Here is a 13876-nt window from a genome sequence, read left to right as displayed (position 1 = left end):
CCTGCCAATGCCGCGCGCGCTCATGATCAGCGCCTAGGAATGGCGGCGTGTGAGACGATCCTCAGCGTCACCGGGCCGAAGAGGCCTGAGCGCATCGGTTGCAACTCACTCCACGGCGTGGCGTCCGATGTCACAACGTTCGTCCGCGTGACGCGCTGCGCCGGTGGCAACGCCGCGTCACCGACCAGCCGATTCTGCCAGGTGTTGGTCACCTCGACGATGAGCTCGTTCTCACCTGGGCGGAGCGATTCGGTGCAGTCTACGCGGAATGGATCGGTCCACACGATGCCGAGCGAGTGGTCGTTCATCCACACCTCGCCGATGCTCCAGAGCGCGCCAAGATCGAGATACACGCGGCGGAGTTTTGGGTTGTTGCTCGCCGTGTCCCAGTCGGACGGTAGCGAGAAGCGTGCCCTGTACCGCGCAGTGCCGGAGAAATAGCGAATAGCGGGGTTGTCGTGATCCGTCCAAGAGATCAGACGTGGCAACGCCACCTGCCGGGGCATGCCCATCGCCTCGGGGAGCTGCAACGTCCATCCCGTGTCGATGGTCACGGCCGCCGGTACGGGGTCGATCGTCACAGACGACCGCTCACCGGTGGCGCCCACAAACGTGAAGTCGCCCGCACGATCCGCTTCGAGCATTGGCTCCCCGTCTATGTGTACGACCTGCGCAGTGGGATGCACACTCGTCCATGTCGGTTGCTCGACAGCTCTTGAAAAGATGACGAACGTCGAGCCGTGTGCGGGGAGAGTCAGCGTCAGCCGTGTCCGATCGTCAGCGATCTCGTAGAGCGCCTGGGTCTGGCGCTCGCCGGTCATGGGATCCCAGAGCTCCGGCTGGCGTCCAGCAACGCGAAACGTCACCACGGTCGACGCCTCGCGATCGAGCGTGTTCCGAATGAAGTACATCTCGGTGGTCCCGTCGCGGCGATGGATGAAGTCGAATGGTCCACCCTCGCCGTCGAGCTCTTGTTGCACGAAGTCGGGCGCGACCCGCAGCGCCGCAAGGATCTCACGAAGCGGTGTTCCCCAGATCACCGTCCCTTTGCGGTACGCGCGCCGACCGCGAGCGGATGGCTCCCCTGATCCCCAGAGCTCGTCTGCAAGCTGCCGCACGCGTCGATCCGAGGCGGGATAGTCTTCAAAGCCGGCCGCTCGTCCAGGCTTGGGACCAACCACCGTGGCGCCAGCCGCCACCAGTTGCTCCACCTTGGCCAGCGCCTCTGGGTGCATCTCGCGGCGGTCGGGCAGCACCAGAACGGCGTAGTCAGTGCCGTTCGGGATCGCGACACGCCCGTCGTCTCGGACGGTGAGTGATGAGAGGAGCACGTCCGTGTTGATGACGTCGTAGTCGTAACCCGGACCGAGCGACGGGTCGTTCCTCCGAGGTCCCACGAAGTTATAGCCGCCGTCACCGTAGTAGTACAGAACGTCGGCCACGAACGTTCCCTGCTGCAGTAGGAAGGATGCGCGCGACAGATAGTCCACCCAAGGCTTGACCTTCGGCCACCAGGTCACCTTTCGGTTGATGTGCGTGCCGGCATAGTACGCCCATCCCGGCTGACCACCCTCCGGCGGCGCGTGCGACCAGGTGTGCCAGACCATGTGGTTGCCTCCCTCGGTGAAGACGCGGTCAGCCGAGGCTTTCAGACTCTGCGGCGCGCCGACCCAACTTTCGTGTGACGTGAACGCTTCCATGTGGATCAGCCGCTTCCCGTAGATATGGCCCGCCGAGGCTGTCTCCTTCACGACCCAGAGGGGATCCATGTTCCAGCGCCGCGGCCAGAACTCTCCTTGGATCTCGTCGACCGCGCCGTTTGCGAGGAGGGCATCCACTGGCACGTTGTGGACGGGCGGACCAGGACCGCCAGCCTCCGACTTGATCGTGAGACCGGCCGCTGCCGCAACCTCCCGCGCCGCGCGGTAGTACGCGTCGACCAGCACCTCGCCGAGCGTCTTGCGATAGTCGAAGAGGAATCGCTCGGTCATCTCCTCACTGTCGAGCCGTCCACCAAAGACGAGCGGCAAATACGGTGTCATGTCGTAGCCGCGGCGTCGCCGGAACTCTTCGGTGAACGTCGGCGACCAGACGGGTCCACGGACTTCATAGCTCGCGAGATACAGATTGCGAAGGCCGCTCTCGCGCAGATCGCCAAACGTCTCCCTCAGGCGCGACACCACGTGCTGCATGTACACGCGCGTCGCCTCGGCATTGAGGTGATCGGTTGCCCAGCCGTCGGAGTTCGGGCTGGGCACCTTCAGGCGCTCGCCGGTGTTCATACAGACATAGCGCAGCACCGTCCACTCACCGGCCGGGGCGTCCCACTGCAGCCGTCCCGAGTCGTCTACGCGCCCCGTGAGGTCAATCACCGCGCTCGCGTCGCGGACGCGGAGCGGCGGCAGACCCGCAGTTGCGAACAGGCCGTCGGGACCGCTCACGTCGCCGTCGTGGAGGTTGTCGAGATTCCATTCAGCGTCGTATCCGAGCGGCGTCGAATGGCGCAGTATCAGCGCGCCGGGACGCTGGCGATCGATATGTCGCGAGGCGGCAACGTTCTCGCCTCGCTCGTCGATCAGCGAGAGCTCGCCGAGTGTCAACCGCTGTCGCGTCGCGTCATGTCCGCTGAGCAGTGTGAGGCGCACGTAGCGCGCCCGAGTGCCCGTTGGCAGCGGGAACCGCGTCGGACCTGCTGCGGCCGGCAGGCTCACGCGGAGCACTTCCTGAAAGTCCTGCTCGCGCGCGCCAGACGAGGACACGGCCAGCGCGACCTCGCGCGTAGGCGTCATCGTGTCGGCCAGCGGCGGCTCCGCGTTCGCCGTGCCGTTGTCGAAGACTGCCTCACGCAGGTCGTTCACGCGATCGGGATCCAGCCGCAGCACGAGCTCGTGACCCGCCACACGCGCTGTCGGCAGCGCCACCGTCGCCACATCCTTCCAGAAGAGCGGCTTGCCTTCGTCCCCCCTCGGCGCCGACGCCGATCCGTACGGAAACGGCAGGACGAGGTCGATGCGTCGGCCGCCTTGAATGGTCGTCTCGCTCGGGTACAGACCCATGCTGGCGTGACGCGGCTCCACCCACGGTCCGCCGAGATCCCAACTGTTGATGACCGAGAAGTCGACCTGCACACCGAGGTCGCGCGCCGCGCCGACGACCTCGTGGAACGTGCGGAGCCAGTCGGCGCTCAGAAACGCTGGGCCCGCGGGCGGCTGCAGCTCCTTCGGCCCGCGGGCGCCCATGTCGAACGCGAGCACGCCGCTGAAGCCGGCGGCCTTCATCGCCTTCAGCTCCTCCAGCGCGGTCGCGCGGTCGATGTACCCGTTCAGCCAGAGCCAGTAGACGTGCGGACGCGCCTCGGGCGGCGGATTTTCGAATCCGCGGGCGAGACGCGTCACGCCGCTCTCTGCGGTTTGCGACCAGCCGCTGGCGGCCGCCGCCCAACAAGCAGCACAGACCACGAGAGGCACAACCAGCGCTCGGAGGATGACGTTCGCTGTCTTATGCATAGGAGTCCGCAGCACGATCCAGGTCCAGTGGCTTTATGTCCCGAATCGCGAGAAACAGAACCAACGCACAGATCGGATAGATCACGGCAGTGGCAATGAACACAGGAGTAAAGGAGATTCGTTCAACGACGTTCCCGATGAGCAAGCTGGTGAGGAACCCCCCAACGCCGCCGGCCGTTCCGGTCATCCCCACAACGGTGGCAACCGTACGACTCGGAAAGAGATCTCCGATCATCGTCATGAAGTTGGTGATCCAGAAGCCATGCGCGAACATGAGCAGGCTCATGAGCGCGATGGCGGTCTCTACGTCAGCGACATACACCGTCAACACGGAAATGGGTGTGAGCAAGGCGGAGGCGAGCAGGATCGCCTTGCGAGCGCCGTTCACCGAAACACCGGACGCGACCAATCGGTCCGACATCCAGCCGCCGATGACCGACGAGACGCCCAAGGTCAGGAACGGTATCCACGTCAGCTCGCCGATTCGCTCGAGCGAGGCACCGCGCTCCTGACTGAGGTATTGCGGAATCCAGAACATATAGAAGTAGAAGACCGGATCGAAGAGGAAGCGGGACCCGATCAGGCCCCACACTTCCGGCTGCCTCAGAAGCGCCTTCCACGGGACGCGCGGGTCGAGCGCGACCGACGACGCGTCGCGTGGGGACGGCGCGTTGCGATCCTGTTCGATGTATTGCCGCTCCTCTTCGGAGAGGAACCGAGATTGTTCAGGACGTGAATAGCAGATCAACCAGGCCAGGAGCCAGACGCCGCCGATGAGCCCCGTCATCAGAAAGGCGCCACGCCAGCCGATGTGAAACGACGTCCAGACGATGAGCGGGGGCGCCGCCACCGCCCCGATTGCGGAGCCTCCAGAGGCGACCAGGCCCATCGCCAGGGCCCGCTCACGCTTCGGAAACCATTCGACCACGCCCTTGGCGGCGCCGGGGAAGCAGCCTCCTTCACCGACACCGAGCAAGAACCGGTAGCCCGCCAACTGCGTCGTGCTGTTCGCCGTGCCGTGGAGCAGGCTGGCCACGCTCCACAGGCCCACCGAGAGCGCCAGGCCGTTGCGGGTGCCGAGCCGGTCGATGAGCCACCCGCCGACGGTGAACATCACGCTGTAGCTGAGGATGAACGCGAACACCACCCACGAGTAGGCGACATTGTCCATCCCGAGCTCATTGCCGATCGGCGGCGCGAGCACCGACAGTACTTGCCGGTCGAAGAAGCTGAGAGCCGTGGCGGCAAACAGCACCATCGCGATCAGCCATCGGAAGTGCGGAATCGGCATTGGGCGACTATGACGCGGCATTAGGCGGCAGCACCACGGGCGACGTCAACAGTCCTCCGTCGAGATCCCGTCTGTCTCGTGGTGCGAGACACGTCAATCTCGGAGATAATGCGTTCGCTCACGTTTCTTTATTGAGATCGCACCGGGAGACTCTGGCTCGGCGGCACGACGTCCGTGGGCACGCTGTCTCTCATCGCGATACGGAGGTTGACGATGGCTCGACAGGGCGCCGATGCGGTTCAAGCGGTCCAGCGTGCGTGTTGCCTGCTGCGGGCGTTCCAGCGCGAGGGAGAAGTGTTGCGCCTTCGGGACCTCGCTGAGCGCACCTCGATGCACAAGGCGACGGCATCGCGCCTGATGCGAACGCTCGAGAGCGAAGGGATGGTCGAGCGTGTTGGCGCGGCCGGCTTCCGAAGCGCGATCCGGGGACCGGCGCGAACGGTATATCGGATCGGATTCGCCACGCGGGGCATCGATACCCCGTTCTCCCGCGCCGTCACCGAAAGCGTCGAGCGCGCGGCGATGGAAGCCGGATTCGAGCTGGTGACGCTCAACAGTCATCGAAGCGCGCGGACGGCGCTGCGGCATGCCGAAGCCTTGGTGACCGAGGGCGTGCAACTCGTGATCGAGTTCCAGAGTCATGAGCGGCTGGCGCCGCTCGTCGCGGCGCGATTCATCGAGGCAGGGATTCCGGTGATTGCCATCGAGATCCCACATCCAGGCGCGACCTTCTTCGGCGCGAACAACTACCAAGCCGGTCTCATCGGCGGACAAGCGATGGGTCGGTGGATCAAGGACAACTGGAACGGCCGCGCCGACGCCGTCATGCTCCTCAGGGAGGAAGCCGCGGGCCCTCTCCCAAGACTCAGAGTCAGCGGGATGCTGGCCGGCTTGCACGAGACGCTGCCTGCCGCTGAACAGGCGCAGACGGTCGAGATCGACGGGAATGGATCGCTCGAGAAGACGTTCGAGACGGTGCGGCGCCGGCTCCGGCTGTTGCCACCACGGGTGACGGCGGTGCTCGCCGGCAATGATCCGATGGCGTTGGGTGCGATCCGCGCGTTCGAGGAAGCGGGGCGCACCGCGCGGTGCGCCGTCATGGGGCAGAACGCGTCGCAGGACGCGCGGGCGGAGCTGCGGCGAAAGGGAACGCCCCTGATCGGCTCGGTGGCGTACTTCCCTGAGCGTTATGGGGACAGAGTCATACGGCTGACCGAAACCATCCTCGCCGGGAAACCGGTGCCCCCCGCGATGTTCACTCGGCACGAGCTCGTGACGAAAGGCAATGTCGACAAGCTGTATCCTTTGGACAGACTGCTTCCCGAGGCATTGTCGACCGCTGCCGCCCCCTAGTGTCTCGCGCCTCGAGACACTCCAACGCGCGGAAAACAGCGGGCCGTTAGCCAGTGACGGCCGCACAAGCAGGTAGGTGCGCAACCGGGGTCTTGCCCTGCGAGACACCTGGCCGTACCCGTTTTCCTCGTTGCCCACACGTTACCCGTCCATTACAACCGCTCCCACACGCGTTGGTGAATACGCGCGCGAGCGTCAAGCGTTCGGCCGGAGCGACGTGACGGGGAGGTGCGCATGAGGAAACGCCGATTGGTGGTTTGGGGGGGAGGGCTTGCGTTGTCCGTGCTCGTGACGTGTGCGAGCGTCTCCTTTGCGCAAGGGACGAACGGAAGCGTGGCAGGAGCGCTCGTGGATCCGGCCGGCGCAGCGGTGCCTGGCGCCAGCTTGCTTCTGCTGAACGAACAGACCGGCATCGAGCGTACCACCACCAGCGACGCGGCTGGTCGATACCTGTTTCCGAGCGTTCCGCCCGGCGTGTACACGCTCAGTGTGGAGACCGCAGGATTCAAGACGTATGCGGTCGGGGGACTCGAGGTGGAGGTCGCGCAGCAGGTCACCCATGACGTCCGGATGGAGCTCGGGGAGGTGGAAACCACGGTGGAGGTGTCCGCGGCTGTCCCGCTGCTCAACCAACGCAGCGCCGACGTGTCTCAGGTCATCGGACAGCGACAGATTGTCGAACTGCCATTGAATGGACGAGACTTTCTCGACCTCGCCAAGCTCGTCCCTGGAGTCGCCGAGCTCGCCGGGTCGTCTCAGAGCACAGGACTCGCCATCAACGGCCAACGCGCCAACCAGATCGGGTTCTACTTCGACGGTATCGACACACGTACCGAGGACCCCGGCAAGCCGGCGTTTCGTCCATCTGTCGAAGCGATCCAGGAGTTCCGGATCCAAGAAAACAGCTTCTCGGCCGAATATGGCCGCACGCCGGCCGCCATCAATCTGACGCTGAGACCCGGCACGAACGAGCTCCACGGGAGCATCTTCGAGTTCGTGCGGAACGACGCGTTCGACGCGCGCGACTATTTCTCGCCCACGGTCGACCCGTTGAGCCGCAATCAGTTTGGCGTCGTCGTTGGCGGTCCAATTCTCCGCAACAGGACGTTCTTCACGGCAAACTACGAAGGGTTGAGGACACGCCGTGATGCAACCGTCTTTCATAGTGTGCCCACGGAAGAGCAGCGACGAGGAGACTTCTCAGACGACGACCCGATCTTCGATCCGGCGACTTATAACCCGGAGACAAACAGGAGGCAGCCGTTTCCGAGCAATATCATTCCCACGGAACGATTCAGCCAGATCGGCAGTGCCGCGCTCGAGTACTTCCCTGCGCCGAACACGCCGCCAGTTGGTGGCTTCAACTATGCGACGAGCACCACGACAACGGACGATTCGGATCAGCTTCACGTCCGTGTCGACCACCATCTCAGCGACCGCTCGCAGCTGTTTGGACGATACTCGTACACCGACGGCAGCGCCGAGACGCCCTCAGGCCTGCCGCTCACCGGATCGATCAACACGACGACTGTTCACAGCGTGACCGTGCAGGAGCTTCATGCGTTCAGTCAGAGCATGCTGAACCACTTCCGGGCCGGCTGGACCTTCTCCGATACCACGGGGACATTTCCGCTCGCTGACAGCAATCTCGCGGTGACCGAATTCGGGCTGCACAATTTGAACCCGCCGTCATTTGCTCTGGGTCTGCCACGGATCGAGACGGTGGGACTGAGCAACATCGGTGCGAGCCCCTTTGGACCCGGAGGCGCGCGCCAGCACGTCTACAGCATGGCTGACGACTTCACCTGGATCGCGGGCAAGCATGCGATCAAGCTCGGCTTCGACGGTCGATACTACCGGCCGGCGGGATTGGTTCAGGTGACGCCGAACGGCATCCTGACGTTCGAGAACCGGTTCGCCGCGCAGCCGGGCGCAACGGAGACAGGACACGCGGTTGCGGACATGCTGCTTGGCGCTGTGTCGAGTGGCCGCGCGACGCTGTTCGCCGAGAGCAACGGTCAAGTCAGCCTGAAGTATTTCTACACGGGATACTACATTCAGGACGAGATCCGGCTGGCAGGAAACCTCACCGTGAATCTCGGGCTCCGATACGAATATCAGACACCGTTCAAAGAACGATTCAGCGACCTGGCAATCTTCGACCCGGCGACGGGGACATTCCTTGAAGTTGGCACAGACATCGATGATCTGCACGAGCCGGATCGGAACAACTTCGCACCCCGAGTAGGCGTCGCATGGACGCTGGGGCCAGGCACGGTGCTGCGTGCAGGAGGCGGGGTGTTCTACGGGCAACCGAGGGGCGCAGAGTTCACGTCGTTTCAACTGTCGCCGCCGTTCGTGGTGGATCAAACGTTGACGTCCGATCCGAACGTTCCTGACTTGGACGACACGCTGTTCCCCGCTCCGGCCGTGAGAGACGAAGCGGGTAACATTGCCGTCTCCCCCACGACCAACGTCTTCACACTCGATCCAGCGTTTCGTACGAATTACACATACCAATGGAACGTCGGCGTGCAACGGCAGATCGCGCCGACCCTGCTCCTCGATGTCGCCTATGTGGGGAACAGCGCCCACGGGCTGACCGGGCGAGACCTGGTCAATCAAGCAGTCCCGGATCCCGATACGCTGCAGCCGACTCCAGTACAGTCGAGGCGTCCCAACCCGAATGTCGCGGACGTCAACGTGGTGAAGTCGATCGATGGGTCCGAATATCACGCGCTCAACGTCAAGCTCGACAAGAGATTTTCCCACGGGCTGTCCGTGCTGGGTGCGTACACCTGGTCGAAGGCCACGGGGACGGGCGGGGCGCTCTTCGGCGATCAGTCGAACGCGCAGGACGCGAGGAACCGAGCAGCAGAGCACGCGCGGCTCGAGTTCGATCAGACGCACCGCATGACCGTCGCGTGGATCTATGAGCTCCCGTTCGGGAGAGGAAAGTCGTTCGGCGGCAACCTCGGCGGGCTCGCTGGCGCGCTCGCAACTGGCTGGTCCTTGCAGGGCACGTTCCTTGCGCACACCGGATTCCCGCTGACGCCGCGGTCGACCGTCTCCTCGAACGTGGGACGGCAAGATCAAAACCGTCCCGATCGGGTGTGCGACGGCAACCTCGACGGCGACGCGCGATCCATCGACCGCTGGTTCGACACGTCCTGCTTCGTGAATCATCCCTTCGGCCGCTTCGGCAACTCCGGCAATAGCGTCATCGAAGGACCGGGGCTCCAGACGTTCGACCTGACCCTGATGAAGAACAACCGTATCGCTGTTGCCGGCCGGGAGATAACGCTACAGATCCGGGTCGAGGCGTTCAACGCCTTCAATCATCCCTCATTTGGTGATCCCAACAGGGACGTGGACACGCCGCAGTTTGGCGCGATCCGAAGCACGAGGATCGGAGGGCGTGAGCTGCAGCTCGGGCTGAAGCTCCTGTTTTGATCAACGCCGGCCGACATCGACACAACCAACACTGATGCTGTTCACCTGACCGCGCGAACAATCTTGCGGGCGCGACGAGGAGTACGAGTGAAGGAACCGACCGAGCACACGGAGGCCCTCGCAAGTGATCAACGATTGTCGGCACAGGGTGCGCGGCTGATCCCGCGTCGGAAACCGCTCACGGCACGGGTCGGCGTGTTTGCCGTGGGACACCACACCTACTGGTCGCAGTTCGAAGGCCTCCTCGATCAACTGCATCAGAAGCTGCAGGCATTCGAAGGCAAGGTGAGGGCGTGTGGCGTCGAGGTGTTGGGGTTTGGCATGGTCGATCGGGCCCAGGTCGCGTACGCCGTTCGCGATCGGATGCAGGCGGCGCAGCTCGACTTGATCTTCTGCGACATGGTCACCTACGCGACCTCCGCGACCTTTGCGGCGTTGATCCGCGACCTAGACGTCCCAATCGTTCTGGTGGCGCTTCAGCCAAGGAAGGCGATGGACTACACGGTTGCCTCGACGTACATGCAGTTGTGCAACGATGACTTCTGCGCGGTGCCGGAGTTCACCGGCGTGGCGCTCAGAATGCGCAGACCGGCGCCGCCGGTCATTCTCGGCTCGCTCGAGGACGACCCTGTGGCTGACGCAGAGATTGCGGAGTGGTGCCGGATTGCGCGGGTGCTGCACGATCTGAAGCGCTCGCGAATCGGACACTTCGGACATCCGATCGAGCACATGCTCGACATGCAGACGGATCAGACGGCGCTCATGGGCGCGTTCGGTTGTCACGTCGTGCAGACCGAGGCAGACGACCTGCTGCCCCACTGGCGATCGGTCACCGATCACGACGCCGACACGAAGAAACGAGAGATTCTGCGCGTGTTCGACACACCGGATCCCAAGTCGGACCCCATCACCTGCCGGCTGACCGACGATGATCTCGATACTGCCGCGCGGGTCGCGGTCGCACTGGACCGCTTCGTGGGCCAGCACGAGCTGGATGGGCTCGCGTACTACTACGAAGGCGAACAAGACAGCCTGACGCGCAGATTGGTGACGAACCTGATCGTGGGGAACTCCCTTTTGACGGCGGCGGGCTTCCCCATGTGCGGCGAATCGGACCTCAAGACGTGTGTCGCCATGCTCATCGAAGATCGGCTGGACATCGGCGGCAGTTTTGCGGAGTTCCATCCAATAGACTTCAACGAGGGGTTCGTGCTCGTGGGTCACGATGGACCGCACCACATCAACATCGCCGAAGGTAGGCCCGTCCTCCGCAGTCTGCTGAAGTATCACGGCAAGCCAGGCGCCGGCGCGAGTGTCGAGTTCAAGATCAAAGAGGGTCCGATCACGATGCTGAGCATAGGCATCACGGGTGACGGTCGCTTCAAGTTTGTCATCGCAGAAGGTGAAAGCGTGCACGGCCCGATTCCACCGACGGGCAACACGAACACGCGCGGGTTCTTCCGGCCAGACGTCCGGACGTTCCTGAGGCGCTGGGTGGCGGAAGGCCCGACGCACCATTTCGCCCTCGGCGTCGGTCATCATGCGAGCACCCTCCAAAAGATTGCCGGCATCCTACGCATTGAATCCGCCGTCGTCGGGCGGGAATCCACGTAAGTAAGCGGTCCCTCGGGCGCGCGTGGTCAACGTGTGGCTCCGCCGTGCCATGTGCAGCGAAGACCTACAGCTCGAACCGCAGCTGGTCGTGAAGGGTCCAGCCACACGCGCTGTGTCACGTCAGCCCGCCGTGTTCGTCTGCAGATGGCATATACTAGTGTATACGGCATCGACTGGAGGACAGGATGCAACGAACCGCAAAGATTTTCAAGAACAACCGCAGCCAGGCGGTACGACTGCCGAAGGAGTTCCAGTTCGACACCCAGGAAGTGTTCATCCGCCGGGAGGGTGACGATGTGATCCTGTCGCCCCGTCCACGGGATTGGCATGCCTACCTCGCGGGCGGCCCGGTGGCTTCCGACGAGTTCATGGAGGGTGTCGACGATCTGCCTGTGCAGGAGCGCGATCACTGATGGCGCGTTACATGCTGGACACGGACACGTGCTCGTACATCATGAAGCGGTCGAGCCAAGCTATCTTGAACAGGCTGCAGGCAGTGCCGATCGCGGATGTCTGTATCTCGGTGATCACGAAGTCTGAGCTGCTTTTTGGCGTCGAGATCTCTCCGCGCCGAACAAAGGATGAGACCGCCCTCGAGGCTTTCCTTCGTCACGTCGAAGTACGGGACTTCCCTGCCGAGGCTGCAGCGCACTACGCGCGCATTCGTGCCGACTTGAAGAAGCGCGGCACCATGATCGGCGCCAACGATCTCTTCATTGCAGCGCACGCACGCAGCCTCGGCCTCACCCTGGTCACGAACAACACCGGTGAGTTCGAACGCGTCGATGGGCTCGCACTCGAGAACTGGTCAGTCGTCTCCCCCGCCTGATCTCCCCGCACCTTGACTCGCTCGCAGGACGATGACATCGTCGTCCGATATCCTTCGGCGCGCCGGGCAATGGCCTGGCGGTTTCTTCATTCATTCACGGGGCGATGGGTACCAAGCAGACCGAGCGACTCGCGGGTGCGGAACTGGGAACGCTCTTCGACCGACTGTTTCCGCACGGTCTCGCGGGTGCCGACGTGCTCGCAGAAGTCGCTCCTGAAGGGTGGGAGCGGTCACCGCTGCTGGCCTGTTTTCACCCATCCGTCGAACGCCTGTTTGACGAGACCTTGCAGATACACCGGAACATCGAGGCACTGCGTCGCGCGCGCAGTGCCCATGACGATGGCCCGAAGGCCGATGACTCGTGCGAGCCAGAGCCAACCTTGGACGAGGTGGGTCGCGAGTATCAGGCACAGCCCGTGCAACAGGATGTAGAGGTGACCGAGGTGGTGGGCCAGTGTCTGTGGGACGTCTTCTCCGACAACCACGAGGTCATCATCAGTGACGGACGCGCCGCGCATATCGGATCGTTTCGCGCCGCCTCTGCCTTTCTCGACAGATACCTGAGTGACACGCACGGCGGCACATGGCGCGAGGGCGATTGCATGCGGTTCTACATGGGGACGATCTGGATCGCTGGGCGTGCGGACCTCACGCCGGTCTACGCAATGATCTTTTCCAGGCTCCGATCAATCGGCGCCGACTGGATCTATCACTTTCCCGAGCTCCACCTGGTGGACTTCTCGTCGTTGCGGGCGGACGCTGAAGCGCTCGCCGCCGAGCGAAGGGTGCACGAGCACGAGGCCGAGATAGCGGGTCTCCGCGCTGAGCTCGCCGAGATGAACGCCAGTGCGCGAGAAGACGCGATGGATCGTCCGCCGCCCGCGCTCGTGCAGGCCTATCGCCGTATATACGGCCGCGATCCGCGTGGCTGGCCGCCAGCGTGAGAACCTGGCTGCCCCGAGGAATTGGCTGCACGGCGCGCTCGGCGAGCGCGCCCTACCATCTACTTCTTCACAAACTTGAACGTGCCCTTGCTCTCTCCGAAGGCAAAGGTACCGGCAAGGATGTCCTTCTCCAGCGTGCCTTCGATGACGTACTTCACCGTGATGCCATCCGGGTCCGTGGTTTCTCCTTCGAGCTTCAGCGCGCCCGTCTTCGCATCGAACGTTCCGGTCTCGATCGCCGGATTCTGATCCGGTTCTCGACCGACGATGAGCACCGTGCCTGACACGGTGCTCTTGCCGTCGAACTTCAGCTCGAGACCGGCGCCACCCCCATCATCATCCATCCAGGTCCCGGAGATGGGATCGGCCTCTGCGCCGCCCGTCTGCGCGGGCGCCGGCCCTGCGAACAGCAGGAGGCCGCAGACCATCACCAGGCTTCGCCGTGTCATCGATCTCAGAGTCATTGCTCTCGGTATCATGTTTATTGCTCCTTTCCTGGCGGGCTCCAAGGCACCCCCGAGTTACTCTGTGCGCAGCGCCTCCGCGGGACTGATCGCCGTGGTGCGCCTGGCGGGAATCCAGCACACCAGGGAGGCATCGCAAAGGACGACCGCGAGCGAGAGATGCCATAGGTTATCGGATTGGACCCCCCAGGCAAAAGAGAACGCGAAGGAATCGTTTTGCCGTTTCGCATGTTGTATCTGCATAAACTCGTTCCGGAACGAGCTTGGCGCAGAGTTTGCGCCAACCGCTCGGTGCACCCGCACGAGCACCCCCGCAGTTGACCCACGCCTGCCTGACCCCCGCCTGGCTGTTGTTGACCCCCGCCTGGCTGTTGAAGCGAAGTGATAATGTCCCCTCGCGAGCGAAATAGAAATGTCCCCTA

At 63.6% G+C, this 13876-nt stretch carries 9 protein-coding genes; 6 read left to right on the top strand and 3 right to left on the bottom strand.

What is annotated here, in order from left to right; genetic code table 11:
• Positions 1-26: 26 nt before the first annotated feature.
• Positions 27-3506, bottom strand: a complete 3480-nt coding sequence (locus GEV06_21100) for a hypothetical protein (protein MPZ20388.1) — start codon at positions 3504-3506, stop codon at positions 27-29.
• Positions 3499-4797: an MFS transporter gene (locus GEV06_21095; protein ID MPZ20387.1), complete on the bottom strand. Its 1299-nt coding sequence runs from the start codon at positions 4795-4797 to the stop codon at positions 3499-3501. The genes GEV06_21100 and GEV06_21095 overlap by 8 nt, the downstream gene beginning before the upstream one ends.
• Positions 4798-5010: 213 nt before the next feature.
• Between GEV06_21095 and GEV06_21090 the strand changes: the two genes are divergently transcribed.
• The 6 genes from GEV06_21090 to GEV06_21065 all read left to right on the top strand — a co-directional run bounded on the left by GEV06_21090 (position 5011) and on the right by GEV06_21065 (position 12990).
• Entirely contained in the window at positions 5011-6150 is a 1140-nt protein-coding gene (locus GEV06_21090; protein ID MPZ20386.1) for a substrate-binding domain-containing protein, read from the top strand.
• Between the two features lie 234 nt (positions 6151-6384).
• Entirely contained in the window at positions 6385-9603 is a 3219-nt protein-coding gene (locus tag GEV06_21085; GenBank protein MPZ20385.1) for a TonB-dependent receptor plug domain-containing protein, read from the top strand.
• 135 nt (positions 9604-9738) lie between these two features.
• Positions 9739-11217 carry an arabinose isomerase gene (locus GEV06_21080; GenBank protein MPZ20384.1) on the top strand — a complete coding sequence of 493 codons (1479 nt, stop codon included), beginning with the start codon at positions 9739-9741 and terminating at the stop codon, positions 11215-11217.
• 185 nt (positions 11218-11402) lie between these two features.
• A complete protein-coding gene (locus GEV06_21075) occupies positions 11403-11630 on the top strand; it encodes an AbrB/MazE/SpoVT family DNA-binding domain-containing protein (protein ID MPZ20383.1) in 228 nt (75 codons plus the stop codon).
• Positions 11630-12046, top strand: a complete 417-nt coding sequence (locus GEV06_21070) for a PIN domain-containing protein (GenBank protein MPZ20382.1) — start codon at positions 11630-11632, stop codon at positions 12044-12046. The genes GEV06_21075 and GEV06_21070 overlap by 1 nt, the downstream gene beginning before the upstream one ends.
• 104 nt (positions 12047-12150) lie before the next feature.
• Positions 12151-12990, top strand: a complete 840-nt coding sequence (locus GEV06_21065) for a hypothetical protein (GenBank protein MPZ20381.1) — start codon at positions 12151-12153, stop codon at positions 12988-12990.
• A gap of 59 nt (positions 12991-13049) precedes the next feature.
• Here the strand turns inward: GEV06_21065 and GEV06_21060 are convergent, their stop codons facing one another.
• Positions 13050-13454: a hypothetical protein gene (locus tag GEV06_21060; GenBank protein ID MPZ20380.1), complete on the bottom strand. Its 405-nt coding sequence runs from the start codon at positions 13452-13454 to the stop codon at positions 13050-13052.
• Between the last annotated feature and the right edge of the window lie 422 nt (positions 13455-13876).

Origin of the sequence: Luteitalea sp. (genome assembly GCA_009377605.1) — a bacterium.
Lineage (GTDB): Bacteria > Acidobacteriota > Vicinamibacteria > Vicinamibacterales > Vicinamibacteraceae > WHTT01.
Note: the sequence above shows the minus strand (reverse complement) of the source record. Positions and strands in the feature narration are given on the sequence as shown.